19 protein-coding genes, 1 tRNA gene and 1 other RNA gene are annotated in these 22,609 nt (G+C 41.0%); 9 read left to right on the plus strand and 12 right to left on the minus strand.

All coding sequences use genetic code 11. The features are described 5' to 3' along the window. Positions 1–6 precede the first annotated feature (6 nt). The 3 genes from ssrA to BUE31_RS00845 all read right to left on the minus strand — a co-directional run bounded on the left by ssrA (position 7) and on the right by BUE31_RS00845 (position 2,503). Positions 7–375: a transfer-messenger RNA gene (gene ssrA / locus BUE31_RS00835) on the minus strand. A 126-nt stretch (positions 376–501) separates the two neighbouring features. Then, positions 502–1,728 carry a pyridoxal phosphate-dependent aminotransferase gene (locus BUE31_RS00840; RefSeq protein WP_073399354.1) on the minus strand — a complete coding sequence of 409 codons (1,227 nt, stop codon included), beginning with the start codon at positions 1,726–1,728 and terminating at the stop codon, positions 502–504. 376 nt (positions 1,729–2,104) lie between these two features. Then, complete coding sequence (locus tag BUE31_RS00845; protein WP_073399356.1) at positions 2,105–2,503, minus strand: DUF1573 domain-containing protein; 399 nt, start codon at positions 2,501–2,503, stop codon at positions 2,105–2,107. A 136-nt stretch (positions 2,504–2,639) separates the two neighbouring features. Between BUE31_RS00845 and BUE31_RS00850 the strand changes: the two genes are divergently transcribed. The 3 genes from BUE31_RS00850 (at position 2,640) to BUE31_RS00860 (ending at position 6,818) form a co-directional block, all read left to right on the plus strand. Beyond that, positions 2,640–5,072, plus strand: coding sequence for an alpha-ketoacid dehydrogenase subunit alpha/beta (locus BUE31_RS00850; RefSeq protein ID WP_073399358.1), 2,433 nt, complete (start codon positions 2,640–2,642; stop codon positions 5,070–5,072). Positions 5,073–5,228: 156 nt separating this feature from the next. After that, a complete protein-coding gene (locus BUE31_RS00855) occupies positions 5,229–5,807 on the plus strand; it encodes a nitroreductase family protein (protein WP_073399359.1) in 579 nt (192 codons plus the stop codon). Positions 5,808–6,032: 225 nt separating this feature from the next. Next, positions 6,033–6,818 (plus strand): murein L,D-transpeptidase catalytic domain family protein, encoded by a 786-nt coding sequence (locus BUE31_RS00860; protein WP_073399361.1) that lies wholly within the window; start codon positions 6,033–6,035, stop codon positions 6,816–6,818. A 146-nt stretch (positions 6,819–6,964) separates the two neighbouring features. Here BUE31_RS00860 and BUE31_RS00865 read toward each other — a convergent pair whose 3' ends face one another. Then, the gene (locus tag BUE31_RS00865; protein WP_073399363.1) at positions 6,965–8,527 is read right to left on the minus strand and encodes a L,D-transpeptidase family protein; all 1,563 of its coding nucleotides are present in this window, start codon (positions 8,525–8,527) and stop codon (positions 6,965–6,967) included. A gap of 140 nt (positions 8,528–8,667) precedes the next feature. Between BUE31_RS00865 and BUE31_RS00870 the strand changes: the two genes are divergently transcribed. The 3 genes from BUE31_RS00870 to BUE31_RS00880 all read left to right on the plus strand — a co-directional run bounded on the left by BUE31_RS00870 (position 8,668) and on the right by BUE31_RS00880 (position 11,160). Beyond that, positions 8,668–9,681, plus strand: coding sequence for a glycosyl hydrolase (locus BUE31_RS00870; protein WP_073401540.1), 1,014 nt, complete (start codon positions 8,668–8,670; stop codon positions 9,679–9,681). A 5-nt stretch (positions 9,682–9,686) separates the two neighbouring features. Continuing rightward, complete coding sequence (locus BUE31_RS00875; protein ID WP_073399365.1) at positions 9,687–10,208, plus strand: DinB family protein; 522 nt, start codon at positions 9,687–9,689, stop codon at positions 10,206–10,208. 493 nt (positions 10,209–10,701) lie between these two features. Continuing rightward, positions 10,702–11,160, plus strand: coding sequence for a DUF1801 domain-containing protein (locus BUE31_RS00880; RefSeq protein WP_073399366.1), 459 nt, complete (start codon positions 10,702–10,704; stop codon positions 11,158–11,160). Positions 11,161–11,248: 88 nt separating this feature from the next. Here the strand turns inward: BUE31_RS00880 and BUE31_RS00885 are convergent, their stop codons facing one another. Further along, positions 11,249–12,166: a hypothetical protein gene (locus BUE31_RS00885; RefSeq protein WP_143167001.1), complete on the minus strand. Its 918-nt coding sequence runs from the start codon at positions 12,164–12,166 to the stop codon at positions 11,249–11,251. A gap of 120 nt (positions 12,167–12,286) precedes the next feature. On the opposite strand from BUE31_RS00885, the gene BUE31_RS00890 reads away from it, so the two are divergent. After that, complete coding sequence (locus tag BUE31_RS00890) at positions 12,287–12,841, plus strand: CHAP domain-containing protein (RefSeq protein ID WP_073399368.1); 555 nt, start codon at positions 12,287–12,289, stop codon at positions 12,839–12,841. Here the strand turns inward: BUE31_RS00890 and BUE31_RS00895 are convergent. From BUE31_RS00895 to BUE31_RS00910, 4 genes are all read right to left on the minus strand, one after another. After that, on the minus strand, positions 12,817–14,010 hold the full coding sequence (locus BUE31_RS00895; protein ID WP_073399370.1) for an acetyl-CoA C-acyltransferase: 1,194 nt from the start codon (positions 14,008–14,010) through the stop codon (positions 12,817–12,819). The genes BUE31_RS00890 and BUE31_RS00895 overlap by 25 nt on opposite strands. A 142-nt stretch (positions 14,011–14,152) precedes the next feature. Then, positions 14,153–14,320, minus strand: a complete 168-nt coding sequence (locus BUE31_RS00900) for a type II toxin-antitoxin system antitoxin (RefSeq protein ID WP_073399372.1) — start codon at positions 14,318–14,320, stop codon at positions 14,153–14,155. Positions 14,321–14,335: 15 nt separating this feature from the next. After that, on the minus strand, positions 14,336–14,833 hold the full coding sequence (locus BUE31_RS00905; RefSeq protein ID WP_073399374.1) for a hypothetical protein: 498 nt from the start codon (positions 14,831–14,833) through the stop codon (positions 14,336–14,338). Between the two features lie 4 nt (positions 14,834–14,837). Continuing rightward, positions 14,838–15,695, minus strand: a complete 858-nt coding sequence (locus tag BUE31_RS00910) for an SPFH domain-containing protein (RefSeq protein ID WP_073399376.1) — start codon at positions 15,693–15,695, stop codon at positions 14,838–14,840. Positions 15,696–15,808: 113 nt separating this feature from the next. Here BUE31_RS00910 and BUE31_RS00915 point away from each other — a divergent pair, with 113 nt between their 5' ends. Beyond that, positions 15,809–17,875, plus strand: coding sequence for an HD family phosphohydrolase (locus BUE31_RS00915; protein WP_073399378.1), 2,067 nt, complete (start codon positions 15,809–15,811; stop codon positions 17,873–17,875). A 99-nt stretch (positions 17,876–17,974) separates the two neighbouring features. Further along, a tRNA-Ser gene (locus BUE31_RS00920) sits at positions 17,975–18,061 on the plus strand. 99 nt (positions 18,062–18,160) lie between these two features. On the opposite strand, the gene BUE31_RS00925 is transcribed toward BUE31_RS00920, so the two are convergent. The 3 genes from BUE31_RS00925 to BUE31_RS00935 are packed head-to-tail and all read right to left on the minus strand — an operon-like array spanning position 18,161 to position 22,607. Then, complete coding sequence (locus tag BUE31_RS00925) at positions 18,161–18,520, minus strand: efflux RND transporter permease subunit (RefSeq protein ID WP_073399380.1); 360 nt, start codon at positions 18,518–18,520, stop codon at positions 18,161–18,163. Then, a complete protein-coding gene (locus tag BUE31_RS00930; protein ID WP_083619201.1) occupies positions 18,517–19,533 on the minus strand; it encodes an NAD(P)/FAD-dependent oxidoreductase in 1,017 nt (338 codons plus the stop codon). The genes BUE31_RS00925 and BUE31_RS00930 overlap by 4 nt, the downstream gene beginning before the upstream one ends. A 14-nt stretch (positions 19,534–19,547) precedes the next feature. After that, positions 19,548–22,607 carry an efflux RND transporter permease subunit gene (locus BUE31_RS00935; RefSeq protein ID WP_073399382.1) on the minus strand — a complete coding sequence of 1,020 codons (3,060 nt, stop codon included), beginning with the start codon at positions 22,605–22,607 and terminating at the stop codon, positions 19,548–19,550. Positions 22,608–22,609: the final 2 nt, after the last annotated feature.

The raw sequence follows: 22,609 nt of genomic DNA on the forward strand, positions 1-22,609 counted from the left end.
GGCCTTCAGTGGAGCCGGAGGGATTCGAACCCTCGTCCAAACATGGTATAAGGTAAGCTTTCTACATGCTTAGCTTCTGTTTAATTGTAGGGAAGGGGAAGGCCAGTTGCTTGCCTGTACCGTCTTCCTTAGGTGCTTTATCTCGCCCGCTATGCACACCTTAAGCAGGCCAGTTCCATCTGTCGATGCCCCTGATGCCGATCCGATGAAACGGAAAACCGGCGGGACAAAAGCTAGCTAAATTCTAAATTAAGCAGCTAAGGCGTAGTTATTTTCGCCATTTGTGATTTTGAGTGTTCTGATTAGAGCGCTAATTCACCCAACGCGCTGCATGCTTACTTACTTATCTCCATCCTGTCAATTCCGGTCGACCCCATTTTTTAGAGTTTGCAGTTGCCCGTGGGCAATTAGCAGTATTTTGATAAGGGTACAAAGATACACTATTGAGGTGAAAGGCAAAAGGATAAAGGTAAAAGGTATTTTCTTTTTGCCTTTCGCCTTTTACCTTTCCGCTTTTACCTCTTCCACGTCAACTGAACGTCCCGGATACACCTTCAACGCTTCATCCAGGCAGATCATTGCTTTTTCAATATCGTTGTTGTTCAAAACGTATGCCATTCTAACTTCGTTCAAGCCGGCGCCAGGGGTGCTGTAAAAGCCGGTTGCCGGGGCCATCATAACTGTTTGATTTTCATAGCTGAAACTTTCCAGCATCCACTGGCAAAATTTATCGGCATTGTCTATCGGTAGTTTTGCTACCACGTAAAATGCACCACCGGGATTGGGGCAATAAACGCCTTCCATTTTATTAAGGGCGTTTACTATGGTGTTGCGGCGGCCGGTATATTCTTTATTTACTTTTTCAAAATATTCATCAGGGGTATCAACAGCTGCTTCGCCGGCAATTTGCTCAACCATTCCTGCGCTAAGCCGTGCCTGTGCAAACTTTAAACCTGCAGCCAACACAGCTTTGTTTTTGGTGATCAGGCAGCCTAAACGCGCACCACAGGCGCTGTAACGCTTGCTCACGGTATCCATCACAATTACATTTTCTTCCAGGCCATCCAGGTGCATTGGCGATATAAATGATTGCCCGTCATAGCAAAACTCGCGGTAAGCCTCATCGCTGAATAAATACAGGTCGTACTTTAATGCCAACTCTTTTAATGCTTCCAGTTCCTCTTTAGAATATAGATATCCTGTCGGGTTATTAGGGTTACAGATAATAATAGCCTTGGTTTTATCAGTTATCAGCTTTTCAAACTCGCTGATAGGAGGCAGGGCAAAACCATTTTCAATATATGACAGAATGGGCTTAACCACAATATCACTCTGGCAGGCAAAGCCATTATAGTTGGCATAAAAAGGCTCAGGAATTATTACCTCATCACTCGGATCTAGGCAGGCCATCATGGCTATAGTAATAGCTTCCGATCCGCCTGTGGTAACAATTATATTTTCGGGCGTAATGTTATAGCCCAGTTTGTTATAATATTCAGTAAGCTTTTTGCGGTATGATAAAGTTCCTTCTGATGGTGTATAAGCCCAAACTTTAAAATCAATATTTTTAATGGCGTTAAGCATCCCTTCCGGTGTTTCAATATCCGGCTGGCCTATATTTAAATGATAAACTTTTTTACCTGCAAGCTTAGCCTTATCAGCAAAAGGCGTTAATTTACGAATAGGAGAGGCAGGCATTTGCTGCCCTTTGTGCGATATTTTTGGCATGGCACAAAATTAGTAAATTTAGTCCGAAAGTCGGGAAAGTCCGAAAGTCCGAAAGAAATAGTTTGAAGTTTTTGAAAAACAAAAAAGACGCGGATTATCTCGTCTTTTAAAATGTCTTTTTTTCAAGTCTCTCCGCTAACCAGCGGAGGAGATTTAGAGGGGGCTTTAGGAGAATGCCTTTAATTACTGCTCGCCGGTTTCGCAACCACCTCGCCAACAATTTTAGTCCGGAAAGTCCGGAAGTCCGAAAGAAATAGTTTGCTCAGGTAAATCTTTCTAAAACAAAAGAGACACGATTGCTCGTGTCTTTAAAAGTATCTTTTTTTCAAGTCTCCCCAACCGGGGGAGATTTAGAGGGGGCTCCAGGAGAATGCCTTTAATTACTACTTGCCGGCTTCGCAACTACTTCGCCCACAATATTTAAATTTTTCTGCGGGGTTTCAGCATTTGAAGTAACAACAATTACCTTATTAAACGGAGCGGCAACTGCAGCGTTATAAGTAATTTTTATATTGCCTTTTTCACCGCTTTTAACCGGTGTTTTGGTGTAATCAGCAATGGTACAGCCACATGTAGGCCTTACATCGGTTAAAATAAGTGGCTGCTTACCTACATTGGTAAATTCAAATACGGTAGTAACAGGCGTTCCTTGTGGTATTTTACCAAAGTCGTGTTTTTCCTCGTTGAATTTAAATACAGGTTTTTCACTATCTTGTGCCGATGCGGTGAAAGCGAAACCTAAAATTACTGCGAATACTAATAAAATCTTCTTCATAATGTTGATTTGATAAACACAAATATAAAAGGTTTAATGTAATAATAAAACTATTACTGAAACTGTATGTTTTATATGCAATAATGCCAAATACAGAATAGAATTTTATAATTTTACCCCCTAAACAAAATATTATATGCCCGAAACTGCAATTAACGCTACCGGCCTATTGAATACCGCAGAGCTCAGTTTTGAAGATTTTAAGAAAGTTGTGATCAATGATTACCGCATAGGCTACGAAAGCAGGCAGGCGAGTTTGATTGGTCGCAGGGAGGTGCTCACCGGTAAGGCTAAGTTTGGAATATTTGGCGACGGTAAAGAAGTTGCCCAGCTTGCTATGGCTAAAGCTTTTAAAAAGGGCGACTGGCGTGCAGGTTATTACCGCGATCAAACGTTTATGTTTGCGACGGGTATGAGCAATCTGAACGAATTTTTTGCCCAGCTTTATGCTTACCCCGAAATTGATAAGGACCCGGCATCAGCTGGCAGGCAAATGAATTGCCATTATGCTACGCGCTTTATAAATGAAGACGGCAGTTGGGTAAACCAGGCCGAAACCATGAACTGCTCGGCCGATATTTCAACAACTGGCGGTCATATGCCGCGTTTGTTGGGTTTGGCCTACGCCTCAAAGCTATACAGGCAAAATAACCAACTTGAATATTTGAACAAATTTTCGGTTAAAGGTAATGAAGTAGCTTTCGGAACAATAGGTAACGGATCTACATCCGAAGGCTTGTTTTTTGAGACTTTTAATGCCGCCGGTGTTTTACAGGTACCAATGGCTATTTCTGTTTGGGATGATGCCTACGCAATATCGGTTCCGGCTAAATTGCAAACCACTAAAGAAGATATATCTGAAATATTAAAAGGTTTTCAGCGCGAAAAGGGTACCAACGGCTACGAAATCTATAAAGTTAAGGGCTGGGACTATGTAGCGCTTTGCGAAACCTATGAGCGTGCTATTGCGCTGTGCCGTGCGGAGCATGTGCCGGTTTTGATCCACGTTATTGAAATGACGCAGCCGCAGGGCCACTCTACATCAGGATCGCATGAGCGTTATAAATCAAAGGAGCGCCTGGCCTGGGAAGAAGAACATGATTGCCTTTTGCAAATGCGTAAATGGATGGTTGCTTCGGCAATTGCTGCTGAAGCAGATATTGATGAAATTGAGGCAACTGCTAAAAAGTATGTACGGGAAGTACAAAAGCAAGTATGGAACGAGCTAAGCAACGAGATCCTTTCTGAGTTAAATGATGCGGCGCGATTAATTGAGAGGCTTGCCCAGGAAGTTCCCGAGCAGGATGAACTGCTGGGCGTAGTTGCTGAACTGCGTGATTGTGTTGATCCGGGTCGTAAAGATGTGGTTGCGGCTATCCGTAAATCGCTGCGCCTTACTGTAAAACATAATACTGCTCAAAAACAGGAGCTGATAAGCTGGCTTGCTGATGAAAATGTAAAAAACGAAAAACGTTATAGCTCTAAATTATTTACCGGAACGCAGTATTCACCTTTAAATGTTTCAAACGTACCGGTTAGGTATTTCGAAGATTCGAAAGCTATTGATGGCCGCGAGATCTTAAACGCTTGTTTTGATGCCAATTTTGAGCGTGATAAAAGCATTGTGGCTTTTGGCGAGGATGTAGGCGCAATTGGCGACGTAAACCAGGGATTTGCCGGCTTACAAAGTAAATACGGCGATCTGCGTTTAACAGACACTGGCATTCGTGAGGCTACAATCATAGGACAGGGGATGGGCCTGGCGATGCGTGGTTTAAAACCGATAGCCGAGATCCAGTATCTTGATTATCTTTTATATTCAATAAACGTTTTGAGCGATGACCTTGCAAGTTTAAGCTATCGCACCCGCGGTGGTCAAAAAGCGCCTTTAATTGTGCGTACCCGCGGGCACCGGTTGGAAGGTATTTGGCATTCAGGCTCTCCGCTGGGGCTGATCTTAAATTCAATGCGCGGCCTGCATATTTGCGTACCACGCGATATGACACAGGCTGCAGGTATGTACAATGTATTGCTAAGAGGCGATGAGCCGGCATTAGTAATTGAGTGTTTAAATGGCTACCGTTTAAAAGAGCGGTTGCCGGCCAATGTTGGCGAGTTCACTGTGCCCTTAGGGAAAGCTGAAATTTTGAATCAGGGTACTGACGTTACCGTTATATCCTACGGGTCAACTTTACGCATAGTTATGGAAGCTGTTAATGAGCTTGAGAAATTGGGGATCAGCATTGAAGTTATTGATCCGCAAACGCTATACCCTTTTGATACGGATAATGTTTGTGGTAACTCTTTAAAGAAAACCAGTAAGCTATTAATTGTAGATGAAGACCTGCCCGGCGCGGCTTCCGCTTATATTTTACAGCGGGTGATTGAAGATCAGAAAGGTTATTACTCGCTTGATGTTCAGCCAAAAACGCTTACCGGAAAAGAGCACAGGCCACCTTACGGATCAGACGGAGGCTACTTCAGTAAACCATCATTGGACGATATTATTGAAGCTGTTTATAGTTTAATGAACGAAACGGATCCGCATAAATATCCGGCCATTTATTAGTTAGTGAATTGGTGAGTTAGTGAATTAGTGATGGTTGAATATTTAATTACTGAGTTAGCTGTTTGTCATTAAATCTCATTTATAACCCCATTTTTTATAATAATCTTACTTTTGCGTCCTGGTCAAAATGACCAGGACGTTTTTATTTTACATCATATGGACACTACATTTTCAACGATAACAAATATTATAAAAAACCGCCGCAGTGTTAAGGCACAGGCAATGAATGGGAATAAGATCCCCAATGGACATATTGCCGCTATATTAGAATTGGCCAACTGGGCGCCTACACATGCTTATACCGAACCATGGCGGTTTATAGTTTATGAAAACCCTGCTGAGTTTTGCACGCAACATGCCGAGCTATACAAACAAAACAGCATGGGCGATAACTTTAACCCAACGGTTTATAATAACTTAATGCACCAGGGTGATAAAGTCTCGCACCTAATTGTAGCAGTAATGAAGAGGGGTGATTTAGCTAAGATCCCGCCTTTTGAAGAAATTGCCGCAGCATCATGCGCTATCCAAAATATGCTGCTGGGTGCAACTGCGTTAAATATTGCTTCGTTTTGGAGTACCGGTGGTATGGCGTTAAAACCAGTTTTGAAAGAGTTTTTAGGATTCGGCGAGGATGATCTGGTAATGGGAATCCTCTATTTTGGTTACGCCGATGAATACCCCGAAGGACAAAGGAATACTGGAATAGAAGAAAAAATAACCTGGGTTAAATAATAATTAATTAATTCTACAGTTTATTGTAAAGGTCTACCTTTATTAAATTTTTATATTAGAGTTTAATATTGATAGATGTAAATTATCTTAAAAGATATTTTTTTAATTATTAAAAGATAGTTTAATTTGCGATAAATTATAAATAGTGGCGAAAGAACAGAACCTAATTTTGTTTTTTACGTATAAACGGCCACTAATTGATTATTGATTTAACCCAAGTAAAGAATGAGAAAACCTCTAGGCGGATTTTTATGCATTTTATTGATCCTTGCACTTGCTACTATAAGCTGGAAACCGGCAGAAATTAATAAACATACCATCGATTTTAAAAAGGCTTTCTCCGCCAGGGAATTGCTCGAAAAGTACATCAGCAATATTTATGAGTCCGCACATTTACAGAGTTCAGGCTTGGAACTGGATGTTTTTGATAAAGCCGTAACCGGTTTTATGAACTTAAAAGCAACCAACAAATTGCCGCAAACCAGCTCAATTCTTACCGTTGTCGACCTTACCAAATCAAGCCACGCAAAGCGGATGTGGATAATTGACATGCTTAATAATGAATTACTTATAAATACATGGGTATCACACGGGCATGGCAGCGGTGACGATATGGCCACCAGCTTTTCAAACAGAATTGACTCGCATCAAAGCAGCCTGGGCTTTTATATTACTGATGATGTTTACTATGGAAAAAACGGCCGCTCCTTACGTTTAGATGGTATGGATGCAGGTTTTAACTCTAACGCCCGCGAGCGTGCTATCGTAGTGCATGGTGCCGATTATGTTGGCGAAAACGCAATAGATCAAATTGGTCGCCTTGGCCGCAGCTATGGCTGCCCCGCAGTTCCGCTTGATATGTCAGACAAGGTTATAGATATTATCAAAAATAAAACGGTTATGTTTATTAATGGTAACGATCATCGGTACAACTCAAAATTTCTGGATCAGGATCTGGCTGCAAGCTATGTTTTCCCTGGTACAAATAGTAGTGTATTAGCAAGTCTATAAGAGCACTAATTTTCACGAATTGTTTCGAATTTCACGAATTTGATTTGGAAAACCTGTCGCCTTTCTAAATTGTTTCATTTCTCTAATTAGACGATATAACTCGTGAAATTCGAATAAATTAGTGCAATTCGTGTTCAATGGCTCACTTAGTTTTTTGCTACTAATTGATTGGTTGGTTGCAGAAATTTTTGCAAATGATCATACAAAACGATATCCTGCCCATACACATCATTTCTGAACTGTAATTTGCCATCTTCATCAAGCCAGCAGGTAACATAAGTAATATAAACAGGAACTTTTTTAGGCAGGTAGATGCTTGTGGGGTTGGGGTTATCTGCTGCCATATCCTTAACTATCGTGTCATATTTGTCCCCTGTGCCAAATAAGTTTAATGCAAGGCCTTGCGGATCGCCTAAACGTACACAGCCATGGCTTACCGCGCGCATTTTCCAGTAAAAAGCGCTCTTTGCTGGCGTATCATGTAAATAAACGCTGCTTTTATTATTAAACAGGAATTTTATTTTACCTAAAGAGTTATCTGCCCCCGGTTTTTGTTTAAACTCATACGGTGAGTTTTGTTTGGTGATCTTCGTCCAGTCAATATCTTCCGGGTTCTCAACCAGCCTGTCGTTTTCATACACATCAATGTCCTTATTTGACAGGTAAAAACGATCTTTGGCAGCTTCAACCAAGATCTCTTTGTTAGCAATACTCCGTGGGATATTCCAAACAGGATTAACATCAACACTATGGATCAGGCTGTTAAGTAAGGGCGTTTCATGTTCATTAGGATTATCAATTTTACAGCTATCATTATAGGCAGCCAGCGTGTTGGCATTATCCATATTGCGGCCCTGCCCAACGCACACCTTCATTTTTAATACTGATTTACCGCTATCAATAACATTCAGAAAAAAATCAGGAATGTTTACAATAACATATTTGTCTTCAAATGGCTTGTTCCTCCATCTTAAACGTTCAAGGTTAACCAGTAAAATACGTTTAGTCTCCTCGCCTGATCTGCCTGGGGCTTCATATTTCTCGCTCAGAGCTTTTTGTAAAGCCAGGTATTGCGGGCTTTTTGGTTGAATACTATCAAGATAGGCTTGCATATTATCAACGTGAAAAACACGTAACATGCCAAGGCTGTCAGGCCTTTTAGTCGCTAAAAAGTAGCGCTGGTAAATAAGTTTGGGGTTAATTACCCCATATTCCATCGCATTAGAGTAATTTATTAATGAATTGGCCGCGGTAAGCTCAATTTTGGCTATTTCGCGATAGGCGGAATCAATGCTTTTGGTATTTTTTCTGCGGGCAAATTCATATATCAGCGTCCTTAACCTGTCCGCCTGGAATATTTTGGGATTAAGGCCATGCTCATCAGCTTTAAAACAATAACTTGCTATAGTCAACAGATCGCCATTAAATAAATGAGCCATTACCAATTGCGGTGTGTAATGATTTTTTATATAGTAATCATTAATAAAATCAGCATGTTTTAAATTTGACCGCTCACGGATCAGCTCGCTTTTAAAAACCTTTGCAAAAGCTTCAGGTGTATAATCCTGGTAAATTTTGTTGTGGGTTTTTTTAAAGAAAAATGTGGCGGTATTGTTACGCTTCTTTTTACAGCTTTGAAAAGTGATAATGAAGGCAGAAAGGATTAAAAGGGCTACGGTAATTTTTTTTACCGGGTAAAATTTGATCATAACTATTAATGGTCTCAAAGATAAGGCTTTGTTAGCAATTCATGGGAACAACTTGATATTAGATTTTTGTTAATTTTGAAATGCACAAAAAGCAACCCTTTATTACCCGGGTCCTGATTTTTATAACCAATAGCATGCCAATGAAAAGATATTTCCTGATTATTTTAATTTTATTTACTACCAGCTATCTGAAGGCTCAAAAATTTAACCCTGTAAATGAAAACGCAACGGCAGAAGTAAAGAAAACCCTTAAGTTTTTGTATGAAATAAAGGGCAAAAGTATTTTATCAGGACAGCAAAACTATAACAGCGACATGAACGTGTTTTCAGACAGCACTAAAAATATTACGGGTAAGTATCCCGCCATTTGGGGGAGTGATTTTATTAATTGGGGAGATAAGGACCTTGGGCCGCAAATAGTAGAGGAAGCCATCAAGAAATCCAAAGAAGGGTATCTGATTACCCTGATGTGGCATGAAGGAAAACCAACAGATGCCCCTCCGTATGACTTTGAAAAAAATGTAAAAGGTAAAATGACTGATGCTGAGTGGAATGAACTGGTAACACCCGGTTCTGATCTTAACAAAAAATGGCTTGCTCAGATAGATGTAATAGCAGGATACTTAAAGCAGCTTAGGAATGCAGGGGTAACCGTTTTATGGCGGCCATACCACGAGATGAACGGCGTATGGTTTTGGTGGGGAAACAGAAAAGGAGAAAACGGCATCAGTAAATTATGGAAAATGATGTTTGACAGGTATACCAATTATTTCCATTTAAATAACCTGTTATGGGTATGGGGCGCAAACGGACTGCGGGATATCCCTTTTGATGAAGCTTATGATTATAAAGATTACTACCCGGGCGCTAACTACGTTGATATTTTAGGGGCCGATGTGTACCACTTTGATTATGAGCAAAAAGACTATAATGAATTGCTTAAATTGGCCAACGGAAAACCTATAGCGCTTACTGAAACAGGCGAACTGCCCAAAGCAGAGATCTTAAAAGTACAACCTCAATGGACCTGGTTTATGGTTTGGACAAGCTGGCTATGGACAGATAATACGCATGATCGTGTCAGGGAGATTTACAATCTGCCCCAAACCCTGAGCCATGATGATGTTAAAGTTAAAATGGATCGGTTAAAATAATATTTATGAGTGATAAACCTGAAGTTTGGCTCCGTGGGCCATTAGATAATGTACCTGGTCTGTTACAGCCTGTTGCCCACGCTTTATTACAGGCGCGCGAAGAGGTCACTGAATTGATGACAGACTTTCCGGAAGCGCTATTATGGGAAATGCCCGCAGGCCTTGCATCTCCGGGCTTTCACCTGCAGCATCTTGCGGGGGTGCTTAACAGGCTTTTTACTTACGCTAATGGCGAACAGCTTAATAAACAACAATTGGATGCATTGGCGGCAGAAGGTAAACCACCGAAAAAAAAATATAGCGTAGGCGCTTTAGTCGAAATATTTAATAAACAAGTTGATGATTGCATCGCTCAGCTAAAAAACGTTGATGAATTAACCTTAACAGAAAGCAGGGGAGTGGGCAGATCAAAATTGCCATCAACCGTTATTGGTTTATATGTGCACGGGGCTGAACATACTATGCGACATACCGGGCAGCTTTTGGTTACAGTAAAAGTATTTTGGTCGATAAGTATGCTGATGTAGATTCGAGGCTTATAACTTAGGGACTTCTCCACTGTTTAGGCCGTGAAAAATAACCTGGGTTGCAAAATTTTCTATAAAGCATCGGTTACTGTCGATCGTATATATCAAAAGTAATTATTTAACTATTAAGCCACCAAAAATCAGGTGATCATAGTAATTGTGCAATAGATCCGTTTTGAATCTTCGCCGGTTGCAGAACCATTGAATATTGTGACTTTTGTAAAAGTGCCTTTAGCTTTAGTTTATGCCCAAATCTTTTGAACAGGTACGTCAATAGTAATAGAATCATAAATTTGATTTTAAGTTATGTTTTGAATTTTAATCAATGTTTATTAAAAATTAATTTTTATCCGTTAAATAGTATTTTTATATCATATTAAAGTGCAGTACGAGTGTGGTAGGGTATAGGTGCAATGATTTTAATTACAATAACTTATACGTTTACCTTTATAAATAAGATGTGTTTTTAGTTTAACTTGTTCAACTTATTAAAATGGGGAAAGAAACCGTAAGCGATCTTATGAAATTTATGCTTCCGTACCCGGATAGTGTAAAGGCTGCAGCTTTATGGTTAAGAGAATTTGTATGGGACCTGTATCCCGATACTAATGAGCTTATTTATGATAATTACAATGCGGTAGCTTTTGGCTGGTCGCCAACGGATAAGGCTGGTGATGTGTTTTGTAGTATAGCCGTGTTTAACAACCATGTGAATTTTGGCTTTAACCGCGGAACCGATTTCCCCGATCCTCAAAAAATATTACTGGGTAACGGCACACGATACAGGTATATAAAAATAAAAGAAAGGGATGATCTTCCGGAAGCCTATATAAAACAGCTATTAGAATACGCCTATGAAAATTCTACATCAAGATTGAAGCCCACCAAAAAGATAATAAAAGGCGAAACTATTGTTAAATCTATATCCCCGGTTAAAAGAAGACCTTTGTAGAGATTAGAGGCTGGAGATTAGAGGTTAGGCCTTTTCGAGTTTTAGATTGAGAAACTAATCTCTGATCTCCAGCCTCTAATCTCTAACACTAATGATTCCCTTTAACGGCCGCTTTATCTATTGCCGCCTGTTTTTTGGGGTCGACGTATTCTTCATCGCGGCTTTCGGGCACATTTCTCATGTCAATGTTTTCAATGTACACCCACCTGCCATTTTTAAATTTATAACCATCATAAGTCAAATCCGGTCCGTAAGTAGAGTATTTGCCTTTTAATTTGGGATCAGGAGGGGCAAGGTGATCAAATACGATCAAATTTTGCTCAGGCACATACTTTAGTAGCATTGATGCCTGGCGGGTATATTCAAATACTATCCGGTCGCGTGTTTTTCCGTTACCATCGAAAATACGCATCCCTAACACCGGTTTATCTTCATTAAATGATAATACATCAATTACCTTTTTTGTTGATTCTACCGTATTGCCCTTCCATCCCACTAGCACATAATAGAGCTTAGGGCTGTAAACAGGGATTATTTTATAGTATTGCGCACCATACCACTTACGATTATCAGTAACAGAATCTTCCGGGTTTTTTAACAGGGGCGAATAATCTTCCAGCGGGTACATTTTTAAATTACCACCGGTGTTTAATTGTATAGTGCCATAAAACCGGTAGCTGCCGTCTAAATTGGTGATATGCCAGCTAAAGATGCGAAAACGATTGTCGGGCGAATTTAAAATGCTGATGCTTTTTATCGAGTCGAACGGGAAAAGGAAAGAATTGGGAATCTTTAAAGCATTAACAAGTGTTTTAATAAACACATAGTTTGCATTTTTTCGCTCAAGGTCATTCTCATCGTTAACAAACTTTTTCCCCAGGTCAATCAGGGTATCTTCGTATAAATGCAGTTGTTTAATCCGTCCGCTTTCATCTGAATGCTGGGCGAAACCAGGCAAACAAAACAATAGAATAGTAATTGTTAAAAAGAAGTACTTTATCACCATTTGCATTTGTAATGTAACTAACCCAAATAACGGAAATATATTTATTTTTATTTCCTCTTAAAACTAATAATATTTAATAGGTATATTTAACTGTTAATTAGTTATTTAACCTTTATCCTTATGGCAGCGGCAGATCAAATTGTGCAAATAGCAAATACTTACAGTACTGAAAATATTACAGAGATCCAGGTAAATGCAGGGTGGACTGATAAACAGTACCAGGCCGATATGGTATCAATAGGGTGGGAGCCCGGCGATGAATGGTGCGCAGCCTCGATAAAACTTACCTGGAAAAAGGGATACGCAGACAACCCTGCTGTTTGGGCGCATGCTTTACGCCTTTTATCACTAAACAGCCAACAAATAGCAACAAACTTTCATGCCGATCCGGTATGGCCAACATCAACTCACATTCCCAAATTAGGTGCGATTGCGGTATGGCAGCAAGGCGATAGCCTAACACAGGGACATTGCGGCATTGTAGTCGCTGTTAATGGCAATCAATTTACTACTGTTGAAGGCAATACATCATCACCAAGTCAGCCCAGCATCCGCAATGGTTGGACGGTTGCTGCACATACCCATACACTAGGGTTACCACATATTGTAAACGGTCTTAATTTTGATAGGTTCGTATATGCAATAGAGAGCTACGATCCGCTGGTTGTTGCATAGTTTTCAATAACCATTGCACTGGCGCCGCCGCCGCCGTTACAAATTCCCGCCGCACCAAATTTCCCATTGTTTTGCTGTAATACATGCAGTAAGGTTACGATGATACGAGCGCCTGACGCACCCAGCGGATGGCCTAATGAAACAGCGCCCCCATTTACATTTACTTTTTCGGGGTCGAGTTTTAAAAGTTGGTTGTTTGCTATTGATACAACTGAAAATGCTTCATTTATCTCAAAATAATCAATTTCACCTGCTGATAGCCCTGCGCGATGTAAAGCCAGCGGAATAGCTTTTGACGGAGCCGTTGTAAACCACTCAGGCGCCTGCTGCGCATCAGCATACGCTACAATCTTTGCCAATGGTTTAATGCCCAACTCATCTGCTTTTTCCCTGCTCATTAAAACAACAGCTGCTGCGCCATCATTAAGGGTGGATGCATTAGCAGCGGTTACTGTGCCATCTTTTTTAAATACGGGTTTTAATGAAGGGATCTTATCAAACTTTACCGCCTTTGGCTCTTCATCATCAGCAAATAAAATTACGTCGCCTTTTTTATCTTTTAACTCAACAGGAGTTATCTCCTGCCTAAACTTGCCTTCGCTTTGCGACTGCTGCGACCTTTTGTATGATTCTATTGCAAAAGCATCCTGGTCTTCGCGGCTTATATTGCATTCAACAGCACACAATTCTGCAGCCGAACCCATGTGGTAATCGTTGTACACGTCCCAAAGACCATCTTTTATAAGACCGTCAGTAATTTGTCCGTTGCCCAGCCTGTAGCCATTCCGGGCCTTATCTAAATAGTAGGGCACATTGCTCATGCACTCCATACCGCCGGCTACAACAATTTCATTTTGGCCTAGCGCAATGCTTTGAGCTGCCAGCATAATAGCTTTCATGCCCGATGCGCATACTTTATTTACTGTAGTAGCGGGTAAATATGGCAACCCTGCAAATATGGCTGCCTGTGTTGCCGGAGCCTGGCCAAGGTTTGCCGATAATACATTTCCCATATAAACTTCCTGGATCTGTTCAGGCTTTAAACCTGCCTTTTCAACTGCAGATTTAATAACTATGCTGCCCAATTGGGTAGCTGAAAGGCTTGCTAAACTGCCGCCAAAGCTGCCTATAGGTGTACGGGTTGCCGAAACTATTACTACTTCTTTCATGAGTGATCTTTAAAATTGGTGCGGCAAATTTAATAAATTTTATTATGCACGCATAGTATTTTATAAAAGTAGAAACGCAATACTTTGCGTCTCCCTCTTTTTGTTGTCGATTTGCAATAAGACGCAAAGTATTGCGCCTCTACTAATCCGTTTTTTTCTTTTTGCTGCTTTTTTTACGCTCATTTAAAACTTGCTGCAGCAGGTATTCTATCTGGCCGTTAGTGCTCCTGAATTCATCCGCGGCCCAGTGTTCAATTTCTTTAAGCACTTCCGGGTTAATACGTAATATAAATGCCTTCTTCTCAGCCATAAATTAATGTGCAGCTTATCTTCTTCTTCTCAAAATAATTAAATACGAACCCAAAAAGGTAAGTAAGGGAATTAGTGCTGCCGGCGCCATGCTTTGATCAATATAAATGGTATTCTTTAAGCTAAAAGGGTTGCTGTGAATATGCATTATTTTCCCATAACCGCCAGATTCCCAAACATATTCCCGCGCCCAGATTGACGGCTTGTAAAATTCAGCGCTAAAACCGGTTTGTAATGTTAAAACCACCTTTCTGCTAAACAATTCCTGTGTTGCCCGTCCTGTTGTCACACTATCCTGGTTGATAATTAACAATGTCCGGCTAAAAATACCTTCCCGCTTAAGGATCCATGTATTATTAGCAGTAGCTACTGTAGCTTTACACATTGAAAGCCGGCGATAGGTAATCTTACCATAGCTGTAAGCATTGTCGGTCAATTCATATTCAGGGCTAAACCAGCCTTTTCTTATCATGAAAAGTTCACTTACTTTTTTTGTGTCGAGTATGCTGAACATGCTGTTAATGATATAAGGTACCTGTGTTTACCACCGGATTCACACTTCTGTCGCCGCATAAAACAACCAGCAGGTTACTTACCATTGCGGCTTTGCGCTCTTCGTCCAGTTCAACTATATTTTTTTCAGATAAACGCGTTAATGCCATTTCAACCATGCCCACTGCGCCCTCAACTATCAGCCTGCGGGCCGAGATAATTGCAGAAGCCTGCTGACGTTGTAACATAGTATGCGCAATTTCAGGAGCATAAGCTAAATGCGAGATGCGTGCTTCCAGTACCTCTATACCTGCCCGGGCAAGTCGTTCATTTAATTCTTTTTCTAATAAAAGGCTCACCTGCTCAGCACCGCCTCTAAGAGAGATGTGGGCAGATTCGTCTTCAAAATTATCATAAGGGAAAGAATTAGCCAGGTGCCTTACTGCGGCTTCACTCTGTATATTTACATACTGCAGGTAATTTTCAACTGCAAAAATAGCGCTGGCAGTATCCTTTATTTGCCAAACTATTACCGCGGCAATTTCAATTGGATTACCAACGCTGTCATTTACTTTAAGCTGCTGCCCGTTCAAGTTAAATGCTTTTAACGAAACTTTCTTTTTTACAGTAAATGGGTTTACCCAAAAAAAGCCGTCCTGTTTAACAGTACCTACATATTTGCCAAAAAGTGTAAGCAATTTAGACTCATTTGGATTTACAATTATAAGTCCCGGTAAAACAAAAATAAAATCTACTAAAATAATAATTACACCCGCTGCAACAGCTCGAAACACAAATGAAATGATTGCTGCGGCAAGCAGCGCCAAAAACAAAATGAAGGCAAGATAACCGGAAGGAGGGTTAATGGTTTTTTCAGTGTTCATGATTTATATTGATTTTAAAATGATATCACAAAGATATCATTCTTTATTTCATAAATACAAGAAAAACTGCATATAACAGAAACTTATATTAATTTTGAGATAGAAACGTATAAATGGCAAAACTATCTTCATCGCGCCAAAAGGCTTTATTTCGCAAATACTCCCGTAATGTTAAGTTTTTAATGATGCTGGCGAGCATCTGTGTAATTGTTTTTACGCTCCCCAAACAAGCGAAATTTAGTTATGATATTGAGAAGGGGAGGATCTGGAACCAGAAGGACCTGGTATCGCCTTATAATTTCGCCATATTAAAAACGCAGCCAGAAATTGAAAATGATCAAAAAATAGCGCTGGCAAGCATAACCCCTATATACCAGGCAGATGCCGATCTGGCCCAGCATCAGCTTGAAGGATTTAATAATGACATTGAAGTAAAATGGCATGGCGCAGGCATTGCCGATAATAAAAAAGCCAGGTATGCCCTAACCGGTTTTACCTTATTAAAAAGCATCTATGATAAAGGCGTTTTGGCGCTTAATCCAAAATACCAGCAAAATGCTGAAAATTACCAGGTAACCATATTAAACCACAATGTAGCAACCGATAAAAACACGGCTGAGCTTTTTACCAAACAAAAGGCTTTGGATTACTGCGACCAATTTTTAACTGCTCATAAGGAGCTTGATAAGGCTTTTTTACTTGATCTGATCAATAACAGGCTTCAGCCCAATTTAATATATGACAACAAACTGACCTCAAGGCTTGAAAAAGAAGTGGTTGAAAACCTGTCGACCACCAGGGGGATGGTGCAAAAAAGCGAAGTAATAATAACCAAGGGCTCAGTGGTGAGCGATGAGGCTTATCAAAAACTACAATCATACAAAAAGGCGTTTGAAGATAATGCCCGCATAAACGGCGACCGGCGATTGGTCTTGCTTGGCCAGTTCCTGCTGGTAGGCATTGCCATTACATTGCTTATTGTGTTTTTATACCTTTTTCGTAAGGATATTTATGCGGATAACCGTCTTGTAAGCTTGATATTGCTGGTAATTACGGCAATGCTGTTCACGCTATCAATAGCTATAAAGCTGCAGCTGCCCAATTTATATTATATCCCGTATTGCATAGTTCCGATAATTATCCGGATCCTGTTTGATACCCGCCTTGCGTTGAACATCCATTTACTGGTAGTGCTGATTGCCGGCTTTTTTGTACCCAACAGCTTTGAGTTTGCCTATTTTGAAATTACGGCGGGGATGGTTTCCATTTATAGTATTAAAAACCTCATCCGCCGCGAGCAGTTCCTTGTTTCGGCGCTTATCATCACCTTTACTTATTTTGTTTCTTTCCTGGGCATCTCGTTTATTCGTGAAGGCAGTTTCAGAAATATCGACTGGATGGACTTTTTGCCGTTTGTGGTGAGTGTGCTGTTAACCTTGCTGGCTTATCCGCTCATTTATATTTTTGAAAAGATCTTTGCCATAACATCAGATATTACATTAATAGAGCTAACCAATACCAATGCACCGCTGCTGCGCGAAATGGCCTTCACAGCGCCCGGTACCTTTCAGCACTCGTTACAGGTTGCCAACCTTGCAGAAAATGCCATATACAGCATTGGAGGCAATGCCTTGCTGGTTAGGGCAGGGGCATTGTACCATGACATTGGTAAAATGGAGAACCCGCTGTTTTTTATAGAGAACCAAACGTCCGGATTTAACCCGCATGATAAGTTGCCCTACCAGGAAAGCGCTCAGATAATTATCAGGCACGTAAGTAAGGGGATTGAAATGGCCCGTAAAGCAAACCTGCCCGAAATTGTGATCAACTTTATCCGCACCCATCATGGCGATACCCGGGTGGACTATTTTTACCAGTCGTTTTTGAAAAATTTTCCGGAAAAATTCATCGATGAGAACACTTTTAGGTACCCGGGACCCATTCCTTTTTCAAAAGAAGGCGGTGTTTTGATGCTTGCCGACTCGGTTGAGGCTGCTTCACGGGCATTAAAAGAACCGGACGAACAATCAATAAGTAACCTTGTTGACAGGATCGTAAAATATAAACTGGATCAAAACCAATTGAAAGACAGTGATATAACGCTTAAGGATATTGAAACCATAAAAACAATATTCAAAAAAATGCTGATGAGCATTTACCACGTTCGGGTAGATTATTAAGAAAACGAAGTTTTTTTTTGATGGATAAGCGTAATTGCTATATTTGCAATCCCGAAAAAAAGGGAATTATTGGAATACGATTCGAAAGGATCAAAATATGGTGAGGTGCCTGAGAGGCCGAAAGGATCAGTTTGCTAAACTGACGTACGGGAAACTGTACCGAGGGTTCGAATCCCTCCCTCACCGCTGAAATAGTTCGGTAGTACCGAACATTACTGTAAAAGCCTCCTTAACTTTTTAAGGAGGCTTTTCTATTTAAAACTCCAATCACCTTAAATGAATTGACTAAGCTTTTTCATTCTCATCACTTTCCAAATGTGGCGGGATCAGTTTATACATCACGGGTGTCACGATCCTCGATAATATGGTAGAACTGATGAGCCCGCCGATCAATACAATCGCCAATGGCGAAATGAGGGGGTTAGGGTTCAAAGCAATAGGAAGTAAGCCGCATATTGCGGTTATAGAAGTCAATACAACCGGCAGAAAGCGCGTTTCGCCAGCCATGCGGATGGCCTCGTCGATGCTGTGTCCTTCCAAGCGCAACTGATTGGTAAAATCAACCAATAACAGGGAATTTTTAACCTGTATTCCCGCCATTGCCACAACGCCAAACCGCATGTTATATGCACCTTTTATTGTCATTTTAAAAAATCTTCTTCTATCATAGCGTTATTTAAAAATACTCCTGTATTACTCCCTGTTGATACAGCATATGGTACAGAACGAAGAGGATTGGCACTGTCTCCACAAGCGAATATATTGTCTACTGTTGTTTTCTGAAATGCATCTACTTTGAGAAGTCCCTGTTCTGTCAATTCACAACCCAATAATTCGGGGATTTTACAATGTTGTTCAAAAGGAGGTCTTGAATAGATAACTTTTAATTGAAAAGTTGTATTGTCTGAAAAAAATATTTCTTCAACTACTCCGTCTTTGTGTTTCAATGAGGTAATTTCCCTTTCAACTATGGAAATATTGTGTCTTTTTATTTCATCGGTTTGCTCTTGTGTCAATTCCGACTTTCCATTGGTAAATATGGTTAAATCCTTTGTCCAGTTACGAATAAGTCGAGCCAGATGAAATGCACCATATCCATTTGCAAAAATCCCTGTTTTTTGATTCTTTACTTCATATCCGTGGCAATAGGGACAATGAAGTACCGTAATTCCCCAACATTCAGAAACCCCCTTGATGTTTGGCATTATGTCTTTTAAGCCTGTTGCAAAAATGAGTTTTCTAGCTGAAAACAATTTTCCTGATTGGGTTGAAATCTCAAAACCTTTATCCGTTTTCGTTCCCTTAACGGCAAGATCAGTTAAGAATTTTACCGTGTCGTATTTCAACACCTGTCCTTTTGCTTTTTCCGCAATAACGCTTGGTTTTTCACCGTCTTGGGTAATGAAATTATGTGAATGAGGTGTTTGCCGGTTACATGGCAAACCGCTGTCAATGATTAAAACATTTCTTAATGCTCGTCCCAAAGTCATTGCTGCCGAAAGTCCTGCATAGCTTCCGCCAATTATGATTACGTCAAAATTTTTGTTATCTGTCATTTCGTTAAAATTTAAAAATGCTGTTAATGGAAAAGGTAAAGTTAAAACTGATAAAACAAGTCCCCCTTGTTTAATTAGTTCACGTCTTGATATTTTTTTCATTTCAGATTATACTTTTATTGTTCCTCGTCGCTTTCTAAATGTGGCGGAATCAATTTGTACATTACGGGGGTTACTATACGCGACAGTATAGTAGAACTGATGAGGCCGCCGATCAATACAATCGCCAAAGGCGAAATGAGGGGGTTAGGGTTCAAAGCAATAGGAAGCAAGCCGCAAATTGCCGTTATAGAAGTGAGCACAACAGGTAGGAAACGTGTTTCGCCTGCCATGCTGATAGCCTCATCTATGCTATGACCTTCCGCACGTAACTGGTTGGTAAAATCTACCAGCAATAGTGAGTTTTTAACCTGTATGCCCGATAACCCAATAAATCCGATAATAGACACCATCGACATCGGGTTGCCTGTCATCAGTAACAGAACCACCCCGCCAAGTATGCCTAATGGTATGATCGAAAGCACGATAATAATTCCTTTAAATGTTTTGAATTGAAGGAGCAGCACACCGATGAAAAGGAAAGTGCTGAGTATGATCACAGACAGAAAGTTGCCGCCCAATGCATCGCCTTCCGACTCTGCTTCGCCGGAAAGTTTATAAAAATAGCCCGGCGGCATTTTTAATTTGTTTAGCTGCGGAACGATATCCTTTAGGATATCATTGGCCAAAACGCCTTCTTTAGTAAGGGAGGTCACTTTCGCAAAACGTGATTTGTTGAAATGGTTGATAGCAGTGGGCGATGTCTCAAAGGAAACAGTGGCGATCTGATCAACCAGTACCGGGGTGCCCTGCACATTGTTGACATACAGGTTTTTTAAAGCATCCAGGTTAGAGAATTTATCCCTTGGAAGTGTGATTACCACGTTGCGCGAATCGCCCCGGTCATCGATATAGTCCCCGACAGTTAATCCCGCTACGGCCATTCGTATCACTTTGTCTATGTCACTGGTCAATACCCCTAATGTTCTGGCCTTTTCTTTATCGATTTTTATTTTAACATCCGATTTATAAGAATTCAGTTCATTGTTGACGAAAAAAGTTCCCGGATGTTTTTTCAAAAGTTCTTCCACTTTAAACGAAAGCGCACGTAAGGTATCCTGGTTTTCTCCAAATACCCTGACTACAATATTAGCTTCAATAGGCGTCCCTTGGTCTAAGTCTTTAACTTCTATCCTTGCATATGGGAAATCCTTAAACTTTTTCCTCAACTGCTTGATCAGGTCTGTTTTTTCCCTGGGTTTAGCCTCTTCACCCAATTGCACAAATACCTGGGCAAAATCTGGTTTTACATCCTGCTGATGCACATTGTAATAGATCTGTGGGTTTCCTTTGCCTACATTGGAAGTGTAATAAACGATCTCCTTGTGCTTCTTCAATTCACCCTCTACCAATCTGGTCACCCTGTCACTTTCCGGGATATCTGCCTGGAGGGGTAATTTAATATTGATCAAAAACATGGGCTTCTCAGAAGTAGGGAAAAGCTTAAAGCCAGTTTGTGTGAACAGGAAAAAGGCAAGCCCGCTTAGGGCTAACGATATCCCGATAGTAGCTTTGGGCCATTTTAAGGCAAGCGGCATCACACGGGCATAAGAGCGGGTCAAAAACCTTTGCAGGTGCTTTAAAAAGAAATTACCCTCGCCATGCGTATGGGTTTTTAGCATACGGCTACCCAGGAAAGGCACCAATGTTAAAGCGACGATCATGGATGCCAAAACGCTGGTCATTATGGCCATGGGCAGGCTGCGCATAAATTCACCGGCCGAATCAGGCAAAAAGGCAAGCGGCAAAAAAGCGATCACCAGGGTAGCTGTACAGCCTACAACCGCCGCACCGATCTGTTTTGTCCCTTTCAGGATAGCTTCCATTCGGGAGTGCCCTTCCCTGAGCCAGCGTTCAATATTTTCCACCACCACAATACTGTCGTCTACCAGCAGCCCTAATGCTACGACAAACCCAACAATACTCAGTTGATTTAAAGAATACCCTAATAAATTCATGGCGATAAGGCCCAAAGCCAATGAAAGCGGAATGGAGATCATCACGATCAGCGAGGCTCTGAATCCTAAGGGTAATAGCGTGATCACCACCAAAAGTATGGCTAATCCAAAGTCGAAGCCAAGGTGGCCCAAACGCCTGGATACCATATCGGCCTGATCAAAGTTTTTGACCATGCGGATGTTTTCCGGCAGGCTTTTGCCAAATTCGTCCAGTACCGGTAGAAACTCTTTCTGAACGCTGGCAATATTCACATTGTCTTTCATTGCCGCCGTAACCAGCACGCAACGGTGTCCGTTCAAACGGGTAATGTGGTCAATTGTAGCGTCCTTATAACTTACATCGGCCACATCTTTAAGGTAAATGATCTTGCCGTTCGCATTATAGATAACCGTATTGGCGACATCATCGACGCTCTTGAACTTGCCACTGGTTTTTACGTTAAAGATCTTGCTGTCCAGGTTGACGCTGCCGCCGGGGATATCAGCCGCCTCGCTTTGCAAACTGCCTATGACCACATTAAGCGGTATTTTCAATTGTGCCAGTTTATTGAGCTGCATATCGATCCGGATCTCCTGCTCGGGCATGCCAAAGTATTTCACCTCTTTTAAATTGGTGATCTTCTCTAATTGTGTTTTCAGGATGTCTGCTTTATCCCGCAGCAATTTACCGGAGGCGTTATCTGACACGAGCGCAACCTGCAAAACTTTTACGTCTGATGAGGCCACTTTTTCTGTTTTGATCAGGTAGATATCTTTAGGAAGTTCACTGTTTTTTAGTGCGTTGATCTCTGTGGATATTTCCTGGTATTTGTTGTCCACATCTACGCCATATTTAAATTTTGGCTGGATAACGGCTACACCGTCTTCTACGGTTGTCAGGATCTTTTCAATGTTCTCCAGTCCATAGATCTTGTTTTCAATGGGTTTTACCACCTGTTCTTCCATATCCTTGGGACTGGTACCCGGATAGATAACCGTAATAATATATTGCGGCGGATGCGTGGTCGGGTCTTCCGAGCGGGGCATGGTGAACAGCGTCAGCACGCCGACAACTGCTACCAAAAGAAATATGATCAGTGTGAACTGATAGTTCTTAACGGCAAAATTTGTGATTTTCATGG

This window comes from Mucilaginibacter sp. OK098 (assembly GCF_900142915.1).
Classification (GTDB): domain Bacteria; phylum Bacteroidota; class Bacteroidia; order Sphingobacteriales; family Sphingobacteriaceae; genus Mucilaginibacter.

Bases quoted from the DNA above. Each gene is read 5' to 3' on its own strand.
- BUE31_RS00840 (WP_073399354.1), bottom strand. From the start codon at position 1,728: ATGCCAAAAATATCGCACAAAGGGCAGCAAATGCCTGCCTCTCCTATT.
- BUE31_RS00845 (WP_073399356.1), bottom strand. From the start codon at position 2,503: ATGAAGAAGATTTTATTAGTATTCGCAGTAATTTTAGGTTTCGCTTTC.
- BUE31_RS00850 (WP_073399358.1), top strand. From the start codon at position 2,640: ATGCCCGAAACTGCAATTAACGCTACCGGCCTATTGAATACCGCAGAG.
- BUE31_RS00855 (WP_073399359.1), top strand. From the start codon at position 5,229: ATGGACACTACATTTTCAACGATAACAAATATTATAAAAAACCGCCGC.
- BUE31_RS00860 (WP_073399361.1), top strand. From the start codon at position 6,033: ATGAGAAAACCTCTAGGCGGATTTTTATGCATTTTATTGATCCTTGCA.
- BUE31_RS00865 (WP_073399363.1), bottom strand. From the start codon at position 8,527: ATGATCAAATTTTACCCGGTAAAAAAAATTACCGTAGCCCTTTTAATC.
- BUE31_RS00870 (WP_073401540.1), top strand. From the start codon at position 8,668: ATGAAAAGATATTTCCTGATTATTTTAATTTTATTTACTACCAGCTAT.
- BUE31_RS00875 (WP_073399365.1), top strand. From the start codon at position 9,687: ATGAGTGATAAACCTGAAGTTTGGCTCCGTGGGCCATTAGATAATGTA.
- BUE31_RS00880 (WP_073399366.1), top strand. From the start codon at position 10,702: ATGGGGAAAGAAACCGTAAGCGATCTTATGAAATTTATGCTTCCGTAC.
- BUE31_RS00885 (WP_143167001.1), bottom strand. From the start codon at position 12,166: ATGGTGATAAAGTACTTCTTTTTAACAATTACTATTCTATTGTTTTGT.
- BUE31_RS00890 (WP_073399368.1), top strand. From the start codon at position 12,287: ATGGCAGCGGCAGATCAAATTGTGCAAATAGCAAATACTTACAGTACT.
- BUE31_RS00895 (WP_073399370.1), bottom strand. From the start codon at position 14,010: ATGAAAGAAGTAGTAATAGTTTCGGCAACCCGTACACCTATAGGCAGC.
- BUE31_RS00900 (WP_073399372.1), bottom strand. From the start codon at position 14,320: ATGGCTGAGAAGAAGGCATTTATATTACGTATTAACCCGGAAGTGCTT.
- BUE31_RS00905 (WP_073399374.1), bottom strand. From the start codon at position 14,833: ATGTTCAGCATACTCGACACAAAAAAAGTAAGTGAACTTTTCATGATA.
- BUE31_RS00910 (WP_073399376.1), bottom strand. From the start codon at position 15,695: ATGAACACTGAAAAAACCATTAACCCTCCTTCCGGTTATCTTGCCTTC.
- BUE31_RS00915 (WP_073399378.1), top strand. From the start codon at position 15,809: ATGGCAAAACTATCTTCATCGCGCCAAAAGGCTTTATTTCGCAAATAC.
- BUE31_RS00925 (WP_073399380.1), bottom strand. From the start codon at position 18,520: ATGACAATAAAAGGTGCATATAACATGCGGTTTGGCGTTGTGGCAATG.
- BUE31_RS00930 (WP_083619201.1), bottom strand. From the start codon at position 19,533: ATGAAAAAAATATCAAGACGTGAACTAATTAAACAAGGGGGACTTGTT.
- BUE31_RS00935 (WP_073399382.1), bottom strand. From the start codon at position 22,607: ATGAAAATCACAAATTTTGCCGTTAAGAACTATCAGTTCACACTGATC.